Below are 18,267 nucleotides of genomic sequence, written 5' to 3'. Positions count from 1 at the left end.
CAGCCATTTGATTTGATTCACGATGAAGAGAAGGTGAAAGGCCGACTATTCACCTGCAAACTCCTTATTTATTGAAGAAACAGAGGAAAGTGAAGGAGATGGAAGAATTGACCATGTTATAGAGAAAAGCATTGAATTGTTCATAACCGTACCGATTATGAACCAATGCAAATCATAGGTCAGTATATGGAAAAAATGACATAAATATGGATAATAATCCTTGTTTCGAAATAGCCTGCTAAGTTTTTTGTATTCATTATTCCTTTTGGCTAGTTTTGCTTGTGTAAATCTTAAAAAGTCATGGAACACATAACTAAAATAAAAGCAATTTTCGCTATTTTACTATTATATATTATAATAGTTCCACCATTATACGCCCAATCTATAAGTGTCCGTTCATTACCTGGCTATGTAAAAGCGATAAATCAATTCAACCAACTGAACCCTCAAGAAAAGGTGTATCTTCATTTTGACAATACCGGATATTATTTGGGTGATACTATCTGGTTTAAGGCTTATGCGGTATTTGCAGAGCAACTTCGTCCCACTACTTTAAGCAAAGTGTTACATGTAGAGCTGTTGACTCCACAAGGGATGGTAGTGGATGACCGCCAATTAAAGCTTGAAAATGGCGAATGTCATGGTGAATTTGCCTTGAGTTCCCGTTATCATAGTGGTTTCTATGAAGTTCGTGCTTACACTCGAAGTCTGTTGAATTTTGGTGACGATTGTATTTTTTCTCGTGTATTTCCTGTTTATGATTCTCCGGAAATAGAAGGGCATTATACTGATCGGAAGATGAATAGTGGTTTTGGCTTGAAAGACGAACGTAAAAAGACCACAAAAGCTAAGAAAGTCAACCTTTCCTTTTATCCCGAAGGAGGAAATGCTGTGGTTGGGTTACGTTCGAGAATCGGTTTCAAAGCTACAGGAGAGAATGGAGAAGATTTGAATATAACAGGTGCGGTATATGATTCTTCCGGTGAATTGGTTTCATATTTCTCCACTTATCACCAAGGTATGGGATTTTTTGAAATGATTCCTGATAAGACTACATATAAAATTGTAGCCGATTATGATGGAAAGAAATATGACTTTTCTTTTTCAAACATTATTCCTTCAGGATATGTGATGCGTGTGACAGATTTGGATGCAGAAACTTATCAGGTACATCTGCAAAAATCTCCGGACTTGCCGGCTGATACTTTAGCCGTTTCTGTATCATGTCGTGGTACAGTTTATTCAGCAGAAGCTTTAGTTTTGGGTGATAAACCTTATATTTATCAATTGGATAAAGGAAAACTTCCTGCCGGTTGCCTTCAATTTACTCTTTATAATCAGGATGGTAAAATTCTGGCAGACCGTTTGGCTTTTAATCGTGCTCCGTTAGAATATTGCTGTGTTACGGTGGAGGCGGATAAACCTTTCTATAAACCTTTAGAAAAGGTGACACTATCACTTGCTGTGAAAGATTTGTCCGGTAATCCTGTATCAGGCAGTTTTTCATTGTCTGTGCGTGATGCCGGCACAGAAATTCATACTGGTTATCATGAGAATATCCTGACAGACTTGTTGCTCTCTTCTGAAATACGAGGTTACATCGCTCATCCGATGCAATATTTCGGGACGGACGACCGTAGTAATCGTATGAAGTTGGACTTGTTGATGATGGTACAGGGGTGGCGCCGTTACAATTGGCAGGTGATGGCGGGGGTATCTCCTTTTCATGTGGCACATTATGCTGAAGAGGGTTTACCAGTGAGTGGTGTAGTGAAATCTTTACTCAAGAATAGGGTGGAAGCGAATGTGGATGTTGTATTTTGGATTGTTAAGGATAGTGCTTCTTTCCATGGTCATTGCAAAACTGACAAAAAAGGGCGTTTCCATTTCCTGTTGCCGGATCATGCGGCAGTAGACGGTGAATGGCAGCTGGCTCTTTCTGTGACTTCGAAAGGCAAACCGAAACATTGCAGGATTATGCTCGACCGCCTTTTTAGTCCGGAAGCCCGCAGTTATTCTATTTCGGACTTTCAGGTGAAGGATACGGTTATTGTTTTTGCAGACACTTCAGATAGTCTGGCCAATAGTAATGTTTTAGGTATGATACAGAATCTTCCCCAAGTGGTGATAAAGAAAAAACAGATAAAGAATGAGATATTTCCGGATCTGGTTTGTAATGTGGAAAAGGATATTAGTAGGCTGATGGATCAAGGGAAGGATTATCCAGGAACATTGGGGGAATATATGGAAAGAAATATTTCTGCGGTAAACATGGTAGATACTGCGTATACGTATGCTAATAGTGCTATTTGTTATATTTTAGATGGTGGAGGTTCTGTTAATCCGCGAAAGGGCATCGGTGCTTCCGATCATCCGATAGAGAATATAAAAACAATAGAAGTGTATGATGGAAATCTTCGGGCTTGGATAGTGAGAAACATAGATAGTAATTATGGCTATTATCCTCCGAGTGATCCAACATCAGATTTTTATAGTATGAGACATTTACATGATGCTGTTTTTCAGGCTAACCAAAGGCTGGTATTATTCATCGTCCGTTTATATAACGATGTGTTGCATGACAAGTATAAGAAGGGAATGCGTTATACTTTTTTCAAAGCCTTTTCTCCTGTGAGAGAATTCTATCAGGTAAATCATAGTAATAGTGTTCCGGGAGATATAGATTTTCGTCGAACTTTGTATTGGAATCCTGATGTGAGGACTGATAATAATGGAAAAGTGAACGTTAGTTTTTATAATAATGCTACTTGTCGACAAATGACGATCAATGCAGAGGGGATAAATCGTGGGAAGTGTATTATTAAAGAATAAATTTATATGGAGATTTTACTTTTTCATAGTGTTACATTCTATGTTGCAGTGCAAAAGATGTATCTTTGTAACCAGCAATCAAAATAACCCCAAGCACTATATGAAATATAAATTATTATGCCTCTTCGTTTTGTTAAGTTTTTCTTTATCGGATTTGTATGCTGATATTGAACTTAGTTCCAAACAAATGAGAACCAGTGATGGGCTACCTAGTAATTCTGTACGATGCATGTTTCAGGACAGTAAAGGGTTCTTATGGTTGGGTACTTTAGACGGATTGACCCGTTATGATGGAAATACTTTTCTTACTTATCAGTTGGAAAGTGGAAAACACGATCGGATTTCTTTAGCAGATAACAGAATAAAACATGTGGCAGAGGATAAGAACGGTTTTTTGTGGATAAAGACTGTACCGGAATTATTCAGCTGTTATGACCTACAGAAAGCTTGTTTTGTAGATTTTACCGGTACCGGAAGTGATGGAGAGAACTATTCGGAAATATTTATGTCCTCTGATGGAGATGTGTGGCTTTGGCATAGAAGGAACGGTGTACGTCAAATTGTTTGTGAGGACGATCGGACTATGACCTCTGTGAAGTTTAGAACGAAATTTGGAAACCTGCCCGATGACCGGATTAAATTTATAAATGAAGATTCTAATGGCAGGATCTGGATTGGTACCATGCAGGGACTTGCGTCTGTTTATAAAGGGAAAGTTGAATTTATCGATAGGAAATTGAATTTTTCTTCTTCTTTCCCTCATGGAGAGGATATGTATTTTCTGACAAAGAGTGGAGATGTGTATCGCTGTGTAAATGGATCGAAAAAAATAGACTGTTTAGCGTCGCTGTCTGCTATTGCCGGTAATACATCTGTCAGTACACATTCATTGATAAAAGATAAATGGGTTATATTTACTTCCAGCGAAGGGGTATATGAATTTGATTTTCAGAACTTTCAAATAACTCCTTGCCGGGAACTGAAAATAAATAATGGAAAAGTGATTCATGACAATTACGGAGATTGTTGGGCTTACAATAACACTGGACGAATTTATTATATAAACTCGAAGAGCGGAGAAATAAAGGATTTTCAACTGATCCCTGAAGAGAAGATGAAATATATAGATTATGAACGCTATCATGTGGTGCGTGATGACCGGGGGATTGTGTGGATTTCAACTTATGGAAACGGACTTTTCACCTACGATATTCAGGAGGATCGGTTGGAACACTTTGTTTCCGAAGGGAAGAATGCAGGACCTATAGGGTCAGATTTCTTGTTATGTTTGATGAAAGACAGGACAGGAGGAATATGGGTAAGCTCCGAATATTCCGGTTTGTCTCATATTTCCATTTCAAATAAAGGCATTACACATGTCTATCCAGAATCACCGGATGTTTTTGACCGTTCGAATACAATCCGGTTACTGACTAAAATGTCGAATGGAGATATATGGGTAGGAACGCGTAGAGGTGGATTGTATAATTATGATTCGCATCTGAAAACTAAGATAGATAATCATTATTTGCCCTATAATATTTATGCGATTTCAGAAGATAGTCAGGAGAATATATGGATAGGAACCCGGGGAGACGGACTAAAAATAGGAGATACGTGGTATAAAACGGATCCGTCTAATCCTTTTGCCTTATCTCATTCTAATATTTATTCCATTCTTCGTGATAAGAAAGATCGTATGTGGGTGGGGACATTTGGAGGAGGACTGGATCTGGCAGAATCAACGGAAAAAGGACAATACAAGTTCCGTTGTTTCTTTCAAGGAAAGAAGTATGGCTTACGGATAGTCAGAGTAATGGCAGAAGATGAGAAAGGGATGATATGGATGGGCACAAGTGAAGGTATCTGCATTTTCCACCCTGACTCATTGATCGCTAATGAAGATAACTATCATTTGTTCAGCTACACCGATGGTAATTTTTGCAGCAATGAGATTCGTTGCCTGTTTCGTGATAGCAAAGGGCGCATGTGGGTAGGTACTTCGGGTGCCGGGCTGAACCTATGCGAACTGGCAGACGACTGTCAGTCTTTGAAATATACACATTATGGAATAGCGGAAGGACTGGTTAATAATATGGTGCAATCTATTTTGGAAGATCATTTAGGACAATTATGGATTGCTACGGAATATGGAATATCAAGGTTCAATCCCAACAGCCATTCTTGCGAGAATTATTTCTTCTCATCTTATACATTAGGAAATGTGTATAGCGAGAACAGTGCGTGTATGGGGGCAGACGGTAAACTGATTTTTGGAACAAACTACGGATTGACGATTATTGACCCGAAGAAGATTCCAACAGAGAGATTGTTTTCTCCTATTGTTATCACAGGATTGTCCGTTAATGGAATTCAGGTGAAGCCTAATATGCCGGGGTCTCCTTTGCAAGAATCTTTAGCCTATTCGGATAAGATTACATTGAAATATTTCCAGAATTCTTTTATGCTTGATTTTTCTACTCTCGATTATTCGGATAATGGTCAAATCAAGTATATGTATTGGCTGGAAAACTATGACAAGGGATGGAATGTTCCGTCTTCTTTAAGTTTTGCTACTTATAAATATCTGGAGCCGGGTACTTATATCTTCCATGTGAAATATTGTGATGGTGCCGGTATTTGGAATGATACCGAAACAACCTTGAAGATTGTTATCGTGCCTCCGTTTTGGAAAACGAATTGGGCTATGCTCGGATATTTCATCTTGATGTTGATAGCTTTGTACTTTACATATCGTATCATTTTTAATTTCAATAGGTTGCGCAACCGCATCAATGTTGAAAAACAACTGGCAGAGTATAAACTGGTATTTTTCACAAATATCTCTCATGAATTCCGTACTCCGCTTACATTGATCCAAGGAGCATTGGAGAAAATGTACCGGACGGATGATATTCCACAAGCCTTATTGCATCCGTTGAAAGTCATGGATAAAAGTACACAACGTATGTTGAGGCTGATTAATCAGTTGCTGGAGTTCAGAAAAATGCAGAACAACAAATTGGCTCTTTCTCTGCAGGAAACTGATGTAGTTGCTTTCCTGTACGAAATATATTTAAGTTTCAGTGACGTAGCAGAACAGAAGAAGATGGATTTCCGCTTTTTGCCGTCTGTGCCATCCTATAAAATGTTTATTGATAAAGGTAATTTGGATAAGGTGGTGTATAACTTACTTTCAAATGCTTTTAAGTATACTCCTTCGGGTGGGACAATTCTGTTTTCTGTGAATGTGGATGAGGCGAAGAAGTGTTTATACATTCAGGTAGCGGATACCGGAGTAGGTATTCCTAAAGAAAAGCAGGGAGAATTGTTTAAACGTTTCATGCAAAGTAGCTTCTCCGGGGATAGCATTGGAGTAGGGCTGCATTTGAGCCATGAATTGGTGCAGGTGCATAAGGGAACGATTGAATATAAAGATAATGAAGGGGGAGGTTCTGTATTTACGGTATGTATTCCGACTGATAAAACTGTTTATTCGGAAAAAGACTTCCTGGTTCCCGGCAATCTCCTGTTGGAAGAAGCGAATATGCAGACTCACCATTTGCAGGAATTTTCAGAGGAATGTCAGGAACATGAAAAGACAATCACAACGTCAAGAAAACATAAAATATTAGTCATCGAAGACGATAATGATATTCGTGGGTTCCTGCAGGAGGAGCTTAGTGCTTATTTTGAAGTAGAAGTGGCTGCGGATGGAATATCCGGATTTGAAAAGGCATGCAACTATGACGCAGACTTGATTATCTGCGATGTATTGATGCCCGGGATGACCGGTTTCGAAGTGACAAAGAAACTGAAAACTGAATTTGCGACAAGTCATATTCCTATTATTCTGCTGACTGCCTTGACTTCACCGGATAAGCACCTGGAAGGACTTGAAGCGGGAGCGGATGTTTATGTTGCAAAGCCATTTAGTTTTAAGCTTTTGCTTGCGCAGGTGTTCCGACTGATAGAGCAATGCGAAAAGTTGCGGAAGAAATTTTCCAGTGAACCGGGGGTGGTACGCCCTGCTTTATGTAACACGGACCGGGATAAGGAGTTTGCAGATCAGTTGGTGGCTGTGGTGGAAAAGATTTATTCTCAATACAACATTTCTATTGATGAATTTGCGCAGATGATGGGGATGGGACGAACTGTATTTTATAAGAAATTACGGGGCGTGACCGGATACTCACCGAATGAGTATTTGCGTGTCGTACGAATGAAGAAGGCTGCCGAACTGTTTTTGACCGAAAGGGATCTGACTGTTGCGGAAGTTTCTTATAAAGTGGGTATTAATGATCCTCTTTATTTCAGTAAATGTTTTAAAGCGCAGTTTGGAGTATCTCCTTCGGCTTACCAGAAAGGGGAGAGAAGTAAAACGTAGTATATACTTACCTTGAATCCGGTTTGTGAAGGATAGACCGGATTCAAGATAAGTATGTTTATCAGTTACATATTGAGGTCTAATTTATAGATTTCACTTCCGGCAAGAAGGAAACATCCTGTTCCGAAATCCTCAAAATCAGGAACTTTGTCGTATGTGACAGGTTGACTGTCTTTCGGTTCTTTGCCGGTTCCCTGTACATAACCAAGAAAACCATTCGGGTGAACTGCATCCTTCACCATAGCATTCCATGCTTTTATGATTACAGGCAGATAGGTCTTTTTATCCAATAGACCGTTGCGTACGCCCCAAGCCATACCATATACGAAAAGAGCTGTGCCGGAAGTCTCTTTGCCTCCGAAGTTTGACGGATCGTGGAGGCTGACATTCCAAAAGCCATCTTCACGCTGGCATTGTTTCAGTGCTTTGCTCATAGCCATAAAATCATTGATGTAATCTTGGCGATGTTTTTCATCAGATGGAATTTCGTTCATTACCCGCACCAAAGCTGCGTATACCCATCCGTTACCACGGCTCCAATAACAGTTTTCGCCATTAGGCTCTTTGTATGGAGGATCGAAATTATGGTCTCTCCACCACAAACCTTCTTTGACATTGAACATTCCGTTCTCTCCGTGTTTATTACGGGTATATTCGTACATATCCCACATTTTGTCGAAGTACTTCTGTTCGCCTGTAAGTTTCCCCATTTTGGCAAATATAGGCATCCCCATCTGGATAGCATCTATCCACCACCAGTCGTTTATTTGTGGAGTATTGACCAGCATATCCATATTGGCTTTCGTTTTCCGTATTTTTTCAGGATCGGGGCAAATGTTGTATAAATCGAGATAGATTTGGCTGGCGCAGTAATTATCTGCATTACGGGTGGTTGTCCCACGGTGGAAGCCCCATTGGTGGTAATCCGCCCATTCTTTGGCATAGAGATAATATTCGTCTGCGGGATAGATGGAGTAGAGTGCCATTAAGCCTTCGTAATATACGCTTCGTGTCCAGATATTACTGGGGCGAACTACTTTTTTCACAAAGGAAGGAGTGCGATAGTCGGCATATTTCTTCATGAAATAGTCGTTCACATGAAGAGTTACTTTCAGAATTTCTTTTTTATCGGGAACTGTCTGTGCTTTTATGTTCCCGTAACTCAATATTACTCCTGCAAAAAATAGTATAAGATGCTTTTTCATTTTATAATAAATTAGATTACTATTGTTCTTAGATTTAGGCACGCAAAGGTGAGCCTTTCTTTACCTGTTGCAAAGAAAATGCATTGTAAGGAAAGTGATATTGAAATTTGTACGGAAAATATGTAATATTAGACTTTATTCTTTATTCATATTAGTCATGGATAAGAACCAAGTATGAATAATTAGCAAGAGCGATTTTTTTGTAAGTCATATTGTTGTATTGATATTTATTGTATATTTGTAGAAGAGTAAGGGGAGACGAATATGAAAAGTCATACAAATAAAATATTAGAGTCTATTAAGCAGGCATTGACAGAGCATTTACCAAAAGGTGGCAAGGCTTTGTTGTTTGGTTCTCAAGCTCGTGGGGATGCACGGATTGATTCTGATTGGGATATTTTGATTATCTTAGATAAAGAAAAATTGGAGCCTGAAGATTATGATAAGGTAAGCTTTCCCTTAACTATGTTGGGATGGGACTTGGGAGCGCGAATTAATCCGATTATGTATACGATGAAAGAATGGGCTGCAAGTTGTATTACACCATTTTATAAAAATGTAGAGCAGGAAGGAATTGAATTAGTATGAAATTGACAGATGAAGAACGTAATTCTTTGGTGATATTACAGTTGGAGAAAGCTAAAGTATTTTTGAAACAAGCAGATGAGATGTTTGATCTGAAGTATTGGGATATTGCTTCCAATAGATATTATTATGCCTGTTTTCATGCTGTTCAGGCTTTATTAATACAAAATGGATTATCATGTAAAACCCATGATGGGTTGATAGCTTGCTTTGGCTTGAATTTTATAAAAACAGGCAAAATTAGTGCACGTTTGGGAAGTTTTTTGGCGCGTATGGAACAATTACGGCAAAAAGGGGATTATAATTGCATTTATTCAATATCGGAGGATGAAATCAGTACGATAAAAGCTCCGGCAAGAGAACTTATTGAGACTATTGAAGTTTTACTTGCCGAATCATAATTATTCTTGTAAGGATATCATCGTTAAAAGACCATTTTTTTTATTTTTTCGGCCACATCTGTCATATATGCCGGATTAAATTCTTCTAGTTCCGTGCGTGGTCGGAATCCCCATGTCACTCCGCAAGCGGTTACACCGGCATTGGCTGCTGTTTGCATGTCTACACCGGAATCACCTACATAAAGAACATCTTCTTTTCGTACATCGGCAAGTTTTAATATATCAAAAACGATTGTTGGATCAGGTTTGACATTTACTCCTTCCCGTTGGCCGAAAACGGCAGTGAAATGAATTTCCGGAAAGTAGTGGGCAACCAGTTTCTCGGTAGCGGCCTGATATTTGTTGGAGGCTACGGCAATCTGAATGCCTGCGGATTGCAGATAAGACAATAACGCTGAAATACCCGGGTAAGGACGACTATCGTCTGCATTGTGAATATCATAATAAGGAATAAACTCTTTTCTTACCCGGAGCACATTCTCTTCTGTCTTTTCTCCTTCGGGTAATGCACGTTCAAAGAGTTTGTTGATACCATTTCCTACCATGAAGTTATACTTTTCTACATCGTGTGTGGGGTATCCTAATTTATTCAAAGCATAATTAGTGCTATGGGCGAGGTCTGCGATAGTATTTAATAATGTACCGTCCAAATCGAATATTATTAGTTTTTTCATTAAGGCTTATGTTTATAGTTAATTCTATATTTAAATCTTTTATTCTGCAAAGGTATACTAAAAAAATGAGATTGGGAAGAATGAGGCAATAGTTTAGAGAATATCGAATGAACAACAAAGCCGGAAATATATTTGTTATTCTACCAGATTGGCTTAACTTTGCGAAAAACTAAAGAATAATGAATGCAGAATGGTTTGAGGCATTGCCTGAACAATGTCCCCCAACAGATGCGAAGCGGTGCGAAGGCTGTTATTATAGAATTGCAAATGGTAATCCTGTTACAACAGAAGATTTCTTTTCGCAAAGAAAAATGCAGCCGGATAAGGTCTTTAAAGGATTAGGAATAGATGAATGTGTGACAAGGGCAGTCTCTCTATTTTCAGAGAGGGAAGAAGCGGAGAAAAGATTAAAGCTTCCTAAGTTCAAGAAGGCAAATATTGCTTTAGTCATATTGGAACCAAAAGATGGAGTGTTAAAGAAAACATTTGATATAGCACATTATTCTTGGTGGAGAACAAAGGATTTTAATGTTTTACAAGCTAAAATAGTCTGATTATGGGAATGGAAGATGTGTTAAGGATAGACAAAATTCTGGATTTCTGTGATGTGCCTCAGCTTTTTGTGGCAAGAGATGCCTTTGATACACTGTATCTTTGTCTTTTATATGATGATGAGACGGTTTATCGCTATACGGGAATACGTATCTCTACACGTAGACTTGAATCCTTCTTAGCAGGTAAAGCCGATTTGCGTTTACTCTATCTACAGCCTGAAAATGAACATGAGTATTACGATGTTGTGTTTCAATCGGGTGAATACCAGAAAACGTTATTAAAGGAAAGTGTATTGTTGGAAGATAAATTGCCGGCTGAGGGATATGTTTTATCTGGAGAGAAGCGCGAGAATGTGGTCATTAATTTGCCAATAAAAGACCGTAGTCTGCTTGCAGAGCTTGTTCGTAAATTTGGCTGGGCTTGTATGTAAGTTTAAAGAAGATAAAAAAGATTGTCCCGCTACTGCTTGAAAGTTGTGGGACAATCTTTTTTCATCCTTATATATACTTTGATTACTTCTTCGTAATACGGAACCAGTCAACGTCTGCCCAACCGCCGTCATTCGTTTTAATAGCCGGACGCGTACAGAACATACCGACTTTGGCACCAATCCATTGTCCTTCTCTTGCCTGGAAAGGAACACCTAATGATTCATATTTCTTTCCGTCGAGGCTATAGCTGAAATTACACATCACAATGAGGTCATGTCCGCCTTCACTACCCTTGATTTTCTTTCCGTCACAACTGAAACGCACTTTCAGATAAACCGTGTTTTGCGAAAGATCAACAGCGGCTTTCACTTCTTCTGGTTTGCCTTTATCTGCTCTGTCACATTCAACTTGCGACAGAACCAAACCTTTGTCTGTATTTTCTAGAACAAGTCCGGCATAATCTCTGCCCATAACAACAAGTCCGGTGCGTTCACCTTTAAGTTTAGGGTTAGGGCTGAACGTAAGTTTCATTGTTGCGGTGAAATTATCAGAAGGAGTTTTCTGCAAGAGCAGGTTGGCTACATCCCACAAATTCTTATATTCTTTTAAAACCGGATAAGAATATAACCTCACATAACTCTTGTCGCCTGCGTAATAGGCCCATTTCTCATTGATGTTAGCATGCCATTGCCATTGTGGAGAAAGTGTATATCCGTCGAACTCGTCACTTTCTTGCGGAGTGCAGATAGGATATGTCTGACCTACATTCGGCTTCTTGTAAGTCAAGACAGGTTCGCCACAGCCGTCACCGTCTTTATCGATACCGATCACAGGCCAGGCGTTCACCCACTTCATCGGTTGGAGATGCATAATACGTCCGTAAGCGCCGACATCCTGAAAGTGGAGGAACCAGTCTTCTCCGGTAGGAGTATCCACCCATGCACCCTGGTGAGGACCGTTGACTGGAGAGTTACCTTGCGCGAGTACTGTTTTCCATTCGTAAGGACCATAGATGTTTTTAGAACGTAGTACGACCTGCCAGCCTGTCGGTACACCACCTGCCGGATGGAAGATATAATAATAGTCGTTTCTCTTATACATTTTAGGACCTTCGCAAGTTTGATGTGCTTCGTGACCGTCGAAGATAATACGAGAAGGAGTGATCGCTGCATTTGCTTCCGTATTCAGTTCGCAGATAGTGATTACACTTTTCAGTCCGGCACGGCTTCCTGCGTATGCGTGTACCATATATACTTTCCCGTCTTCATCCCAGAACGGACAAGTGTCAATGATGCCTTTTCCCGCTTTCACCAAGACCGGTTCGCTCCACGGACCTTTCGGATCTTTGGCTTTCACCATAAAAACTCCTTGGTCGGGATCTCCCCAAAAGATATAGAACTCACCGTTGTGGTGACGGATAGCCGGAGCCCAGACACGATTGCCGTGTTCCGGTCGTTCCGGAGTTTCGATAGGAGGGAGGGCATTGGGAACTGCAGCACCAATGATTGTCCAGTTGACTAAATCTTTGGAATGAAGGATTTGCAATCCTGGCAAGCAGTTGAAACTGGATGAAGTCATATAGAAATCATCCCCTACGCGACAAGCGTCCGGATCGGAGTAGTCGGCATAAAGCACCGGATTTTTGTATTTACCGTTTCCGAGGTCGGAAACCCATACTTCAGATACATAGTTCTTCTGTGCTACTGCGGTGAAAACCGTTAATAAGCAAAAAGCTAAAGTCTGTGTCAATCGTTTCATGTTATAGATAGATTATTTTATAGATATGATTCGTTGGTTTTATCTGATGGCAAAGGTAAATAAAAAGACTCTGCACAAGGAGGAATATTTGTGCAGAGTCATAGAAAAATTGGTAGAAACCTCGTAATTTTTGTTTAGTTGTATTTGTTTCTACCCTATTTATTGGCGCGGTTATCTTTTATTTTCACTGTCACCGGATGGGCTAGCTCTTCTTTCCATTCGCGGAGATGAGCAAACCATGCTTCCGGTGTTTTATATCCGAATGTCTCTTTCATCGAAGTGAAAGTAGTGTGATACTGGAAATATTTATTTCCCGGAGCGGTAATGGTATAAAGGAAATTGGCTTTATCCTTTTCTTCCGATTTCACATAACGTTGAGGGATACAAGTGCCCAGCCCTACAGTTTCTTTGGCATATTTCACGGTGTCGTTGACCGGCCAATCTGTTCCCCAACTTCCTACGAGCCCTTTATGATCGGAGAAAGATTTGGAAGTACCTACGATGTCTTGCACACCTGTGCAGAAAACTTCTTTATTGAGCGGTTCGTCAAAGAATGTTTCGATATGAAGATCGCGATGTCCGGCATAAAGCGTGTAGCGTGTCATCATATCCAGTTCTTGATCCTGATATTTCCATCCGGTCACTTCAATTTCTGCAATCACCCGCACCGGTCCATAAGAGATGATACGTTCTGTACGAGTGTCCACCGGAGTGATATGCGTTGCTTTTTGTCCGTCCCAACCTTTCAATGCGCCCGGTCCGCAGCTGTCGAACACACGAAGTACGTCATCTCCGAATCCTTTAGCTAACTGTTCATCCGTCGGGTAGAACTGCGATTCTTTGATCTCCAGTCCTTTGTTGAACTTGCCGTAAATATCCGGTGTCTGTTTCTCATTGAAATAAAGACGATAGCCCACCAGCTCCGATTCCAGAACCGGACCGTGCGGACGTACCATGCTGTATATATTGCTGGTGCCGGGAACGGTGATAGCCTGTACCCGTTGATGTTTGCCTTTCCGGTGGTCTACTATAAACATATCGGCATAAACCCGTTCCGGATAAGTCTTTGCACTTTTCTCGGAAGAGAGTGTAACTTGGAATGTTTTTCTATCGTGAGCAGGGAGGTCGGTCACAAAGACCAGTTCGTCCATCTTGCGGTCTCTGTTCAAATCGTCCAGCTGCGAAGGTATTTCCTTTGTTCCTTCCATGACAACAGCGGATTTAACTTTGAAGCCGGCGTGCAACTCATGCAGGTTGATAACAACCGGAGCATCCGCTTTGGCCTGATTCCAGTTGTTTTGTACTTCAACTGTGATGGTTTTCTCCTGTTTCTGCGCCTGGGCAGACAGACTGAAAACTCCTAAAAGGAAAGTAAAAATAAAAAGATTCTTCTTCATGATTTTCTAAGGCTGAAATTATACGTCGTATTTCTCCTTGCAAAAGTAACAGAAAAAATAGCAGACTGTCTATCTTTTGAAAAGATTATAGTCTGCTATTTGAGCTTTTTACTCTATATAATGATATTGTGGTTTTCTTTTTGCAGTGAACTTTATTTGAGGCTTAAAATTTCTTCTTTCGCTCCCAATTCTTCATAAACCTTTCCGTCTACGGTCAGATTCTTAGCATTTTTGACGTTTAATATATTGTTACCTTTGGATGATTCTACATATACATTTTCCAAAGTAACTCCGTCAACCTGGCTGATAACAACTCCGTCCGTAGCTTCTGTCATCACGACATTCTTAACGGTAATATTGCTGATCGGCATTTCCGGCAAACCATTGAAGAACATGGCACGTCCCGAACCTCTACAAACAATATTAGAGATATGAATATTGCGGAAAGCGGGTGTTTCTTCTGTTACCGGAGGAATACTTGTCTTCATGCGGTTCAGCAAATCCTCTTCCGATTCTTCGCCGGCACCTTTTCCACCGTAGAACAGGTCGAACAACAACGGTTCGTTCGGAATGTTAATCATGTTGATATTATTGATGTAGATGTTTTCTACCACACCGCCACGTCCGCGAGTGCTCTTGAAGCGCAAACCTACGTCTGTGCCCATAAATGTGCAGTCTTCTACATAGATATTCTTCACACCACCCGACATTTCACTACCTACTACGAATCCACCGTGTCCGTGCAGTACCGTATTATTTTTAACGATAACATTCTGGCAAGGTTCACCGCGACGGCGGCCGTCTTCATCTTTACCGGATTTGATACAGATAGCATCATCTCCCGCATCGAATACACTATTAATAATGAGCGCGTTCTTGCAAGATTCCAGGTCGATGGCGTCACCATTCTGGGAATACCACGGATTGATGACCATGATATTATTTACTGTAAAATCTTCGCAGGACAATGGGTGCAGACACCAGCTTGGTGAGTTTTTGAAAGTAACACCTTCCAACAGTACTTTCTTGCTTTTGACGATGCTTAACAACACCGGGCGCAACCACGGACGGATTTCAGCCCATTCTTCGTCTGTATTGATACCTTCGGGTACATTGAAATCTTTACAAGCCATTGCACCTTTCAGTGAACCGGCTGTGGGGTACCATATCTCTTGTTTTTCATCAAGAACACCTCCCGAGTTTACCAGTTTTTTCCATTGTGAAGCAGTCAGTTTGCCTTTTTTTACCGGACGCCAGCAGTCGCCGTTTCCGTCAAATGTGCCGTATCCTGTGATAGCGATGTTCTCTGCATTGCGTGCGGAAATAGGCGATTGGCAACGACGGGTTTCCAGTCCTTCAAAAGAAGTGGCAATGATAGGATATGCCTCAAAATCACCGGTGAAGAGCACCAATGCATTCTGTTCCGTATATAAATTCACGTTACTCAACAGTTCGATAGGTCCTGTCAACCAGATGCCTTCCGGGATAATCACTTTACCCCCTCCGCGTTGATTCACCTCTTTAATAGCATCGTTGATTGCTTTGGTATTCAGATACAGACCATCGCCTTTGGCTCCGAATTTCTCAATGTTTACCTCGTAAGCAGGAAAAACCGGTTGCTGTACTTTGGGCATCTCAAAAGGTAGATTCTGGTAGAGAGCGTCACTGATGGAGCTTTCTTTTACGGCAGTCTCGCTTTGTTTACATCCTGATGAGATAAACGGTAAACAGCATAGGGCCATCCAGAAGAGTCTTTTTGTCAATGTGTTCATTTAGTAACTTATTTCTATAGGGTTATACATCTATTGTTTTTCTTGGTAGTTGGGTGATGATTAATGAGGGCGATTTCATAATTCTTATGTCCTTCCGCAGGCGATCTGTCGCAGGCAGCCTGCAGGAGAGGAATAAGACAAATTCATGTTAACCTAATTCTAACCTTAAATAAATATTATGAAAAAACCTCTTAATTATCGATTGCAAAGATAGGTGGCAAACCCCAAGAGGATGTGGACTAATTGATAGAATACGTGTATTTTTTGTCATTTCTGTCTATTATTTGCACACTTCTCGTGTTTTTATGCAGAAAGTTCCTATCTTTGCACAAAATTTAACTATTAAAAGATATGAGTTATAACTTGTTGAAAGGAAAAAGAGGTATTATCTTCGGTGCTTTGAACGATCAGTCTATTGCCTGGAAAGTAGCAGAGCGTGCCGTAGAAGAAGGTGCAACTATTACATTATCAAATACTCCGATGGCTATCCGTATGGGAGAAGTCGACGCTTTGGCCCAGAAATTAAATTGCCAGGTTATTCCGGCAGATGCCACCAGCGTAGAAGATTTGCAAAATGTATTCAAGACCTCCATGGATATACTGGGTGGACAAATTGATTTTGTACTCCACTCTATCGGTATGTCTCCCAACGTGCGCAAAAAACGTACTTACGATGACCTTGACTATGGAATGTTGGATAAGACATTGGATATTTCAGCTGTTTCATTCCATAAAATGATTCAGTCGGCCAAGAAATTGAACGCTATTGCAGATTACGGTTCTATCGTTGCTTTGAGCTATGTGGCCGCGCAGCGTACTTTCTACGGCTACAATGATATGGCAGATGCAAAGGCATTGCTGGAATCTATTGCACGTAGCTTTGGTTACATCTACGGACGCGAACATAGCGTACGTGTGAACACTATCTCGCAGTCTCCTACATTTACTACTGCCGGTTCGGGCGTGAAGGGTATGGATAAACTGTTTGATTTCTCCAACCGTATGTCTCCTCTCGGAAATGCTACGGCTGACGAATGTGCCGATTATTGTATCGTGATGTTCTCCGATCTTACCCGTAAGGTAACTATGCAGAACTTATTCCATGACGGTGGATTCTCCAGTGTAGGTATGAGTCTTCGTGCCATGGCTACTTACGAGAAAGGACTCGATGAGTATATGGACGAAAATGGTAACATCATTTACGGATAAAAGATTATGAAACTACGGATCTCTCTTCTTATTATTTTAATTAGTATGCTTTTCGCCTCCTGCGGGATAAGCACGGGAAAGGGTACGGAGCAGAAGGAAGAGGAGATTTCTGTTCTAAGATATGATAAGCTGTTGAGCGAATACGTTCGCTCCAACAGCTTTTCTGCTATGCAGAAGTTGACGATGGACTACCGTATGCCGACGAAAATCCTGATTGAGGATGTATTGTCTATCGGTACGGTGAAAGATGATACCATTTCGCAACGTCTGCAGAAATTTTATTCGGATACGACTTTAGTCCGTTTGCTTAGCGATGTAGAAGCAAAGTACCCTAATCTGGATGAGGTGGAAAAAGGACTTAACAAAGGATTCCGGAAACTGAAGAAGGAAGTGCCTGATACAAAAGTGCCGTTTATCTATTCGCAAGTGTCTGCCTTCAACGAATCTATTATTTTGGTGGATTCTTTATTAGGGATCAGTCTTGATAAATATATGGGGGAAGATTATCCTCTTTATAAACGTTTCTATTACGATTATCAATGTCGCTCGATGCGTCCGGAACGGATTGTGCCGGATTGTTTTGCTTTTTATCTTTTGAGCCGTTACGGAATGAACTATCATGAGGGTACTTGTTTGATTGACTTGATGATGCACTCCGGAAAAATCAACTACGTCGTGCAGAACTTATTAGGATATAGTGATATCGGCGAAGCGATGGGATATTCCAAGGAGGAAAACGACTGGTGTAAGGAGAATGAAAGGGAGATATGGAATTATATCTGTACCAACGATCATCTGCATGCACGAGACCCGATGGTGATCCGCTATTATATGAAGCCTGCTCCTGCTGTCGATATGTTGGGTGCTCAAGCTCCGGCATTAATCGGGACATGGATGGGAGCAAGAATCATCGCTTCTTATATGAAAAAGCATAAGGACATGAAACTGAAAGATCTCCTGGAATTTACTGATTATCATGTGATGTTAAGTGAATCCAACTATCTGGCTTCCTAAACTGTTGCATTTTTCAACTTTTAATTAGCTTCGCTCAAAACCTTATT

General features: G+C 40.5%; 13 protein-coding genes. 8 read left to right on the top strand and 5 right to left on the bottom strand.

Going from position 1 to position 18,267, the window contains the following annotated elements; genetic code table 11:
- Positions 1 to 300: 300 nt before the first annotated feature.
- Together N5O98_RS19480 and N5O98_RS19475 are read left to right on the top strand one after the other, a co-directional pair.
- Complete coding sequence (locus N5O98_RS19480; protein ID WP_118161168.1) at positions 301 to 2,832, top strand: hypothetical protein; 2,532 nt, start codon at positions 301 to 303, stop codon at positions 2,830 to 2,832.
- A 100-nt stretch (positions 2,833 to 2,932) separates the two neighbouring features.
- Positions 2,933 to 7,219, top strand: coding sequence for a hybrid sensor histidine kinase/response regulator transcription factor (locus tag N5O98_RS19475; protein WP_195664252.1), 4,287 nt, complete (start codon positions 2,933 to 2,935; stop codon positions 7,217 to 7,219).
- Positions 7,220 to 7,284: 65 nt separating this feature from the next.
- Here the strand turns inward: N5O98_RS19475 and N5O98_RS19470 are convergent, their stop codons facing one another.
- The gene (locus N5O98_RS19470; protein WP_004320924.1) at positions 7,285 to 8,424 is read right to left on the bottom strand and encodes a glycoside hydrolase family 88/105 protein; all 1,140 of its coding nucleotides are present in this window, start codon (positions 8,422 to 8,424) and stop codon (positions 7,285 to 7,287) included.
- A 264-nt stretch (positions 8,425 to 8,688) separates the two neighbouring features.
- Between N5O98_RS19470 and N5O98_RS19465 the strand changes: the two genes are divergently transcribed.
- Positions 8,689 to 9,012 carry a nucleotidyltransferase domain-containing protein gene (locus N5O98_RS19465; RefSeq protein WP_004301671.1) on the top strand — a complete coding sequence of 108 codons (324 nt, stop codon included), beginning with the start codon at positions 8,689 to 8,691 and terminating at the stop codon, positions 9,010 to 9,012.
- Entirely contained in the window at positions 9,009 to 9,410 is a 402-nt protein-coding gene (locus tag N5O98_RS19460; RefSeq protein ID WP_004301673.1) for a HEPN domain-containing protein, read from the top strand. The genes N5O98_RS19465 and N5O98_RS19460 overlap by 4 nt, the downstream gene beginning before the upstream one ends.
- A 23-nt stretch (positions 9,411 to 9,433) precedes the next feature.
- Here N5O98_RS19460 and N5O98_RS19455 read toward each other — a convergent pair whose 3' ends face one another.
- Positions 9,434 to 10,084: an HAD family hydrolase gene (locus N5O98_RS19455; RefSeq protein ID WP_004301675.1), complete on the bottom strand. Its 651-nt coding sequence runs from the start codon at positions 10,082 to 10,084 to the stop codon at positions 9,434 to 9,436.
- Positions 10,085 to 10,263: 179 nt separating this feature from the next.
- Between N5O98_RS19455 and N5O98_RS19450 the strand changes: the two genes are divergently transcribed.
- Together N5O98_RS19450 and N5O98_RS19445 are read left to right on the top strand one after the other, a co-directional pair.
- On the top strand, positions 10,264 to 10,638 hold the full coding sequence (locus N5O98_RS19450; protein WP_004301677.1) for a hypothetical protein: 375 nt from the start codon (positions 10,264 to 10,266) through the stop codon (positions 10,636 to 10,638).
- Between the two features lie 2 nt (positions 10,639 to 10,640).
- Positions 10,641 to 11,069 carry a DUF6575 domain-containing protein gene (locus N5O98_RS19445; protein ID WP_004301681.1) on the top strand — a complete coding sequence of 143 codons (429 nt, stop codon included), beginning with the start codon at positions 10,641 to 10,643 and terminating at the stop codon, positions 11,067 to 11,069.
- An 82-nt stretch (positions 11,070 to 11,151) separates the two neighbouring features.
- On the opposite strand, the gene N5O98_RS19440 is transcribed toward N5O98_RS19445, so the two are convergent.
- From N5O98_RS19440 to N5O98_RS19430, 3 genes are all read right to left on the bottom strand, one after another.
- Positions 11,152 to 12,828, bottom strand: coding sequence for a glycoside hydrolase family 43 protein (locus N5O98_RS19440; RefSeq protein WP_118161166.1), 1,677 nt, complete (start codon positions 12,826 to 12,828; stop codon positions 11,152 to 11,154).
- Between the two features lie 155 nt (positions 12,829 to 12,983).
- The gene (locus N5O98_RS19435; RefSeq protein ID WP_118161165.1) at positions 12,984 to 14,225 is read right to left on the bottom strand and encodes a DUF4861 domain-containing protein; all 1,242 of its coding nucleotides are present in this window, start codon (positions 14,223 to 14,225) and stop codon (positions 12,984 to 12,986) included.
- Positions 14,226 to 14,377: 152 nt separating this feature from the next.
- Positions 14,378 to 15,997: a glycoside hydrolase family 28 protein gene (locus tag N5O98_RS19430; protein ID WP_118161164.1), complete on the bottom strand. Its 1,620-nt coding sequence runs from the start codon at positions 15,995 to 15,997 to the stop codon at positions 14,378 to 14,380.
- A gap of 351 nt (positions 15,998 to 16,348) precedes the next feature.
- Between N5O98_RS19430 and N5O98_RS19425 the strand changes: the two genes are divergently transcribed.
- A complete protein-coding gene (locus N5O98_RS19425; protein ID WP_004301687.1) occupies positions 16,349 to 17,206 on the top strand; it encodes an enoyl-ACP reductase FabI in 858 nt (285 codons plus the stop codon).
- A 6-nt stretch (positions 17,207 to 17,212) separates the two neighbouring features.
- Positions 17,213 to 18,220, top strand: a complete 1,008-nt coding sequence (locus tag N5O98_RS19420; RefSeq protein WP_118161163.1) for a gliding motility protein GldB-related protein — start codon at positions 17,213 to 17,215, stop codon at positions 18,218 to 18,220.
- Positions 18,221 to 18,267 lie beyond the last annotated feature (47 nt).

The organism is Bacteroides sp. LFL-34, from assembly GCF_027257075.1.
Classification (GTDB): domain Bacteria; phylum Bacteroidota; class Bacteroidia; order Bacteroidales; family Bacteroidaceae; genus Bacteroides; species Bacteroides ovatus.
Note: the sequence above shows the minus strand (reverse complement) of the source record. Positions and strands in the feature narration are given on the sequence as shown.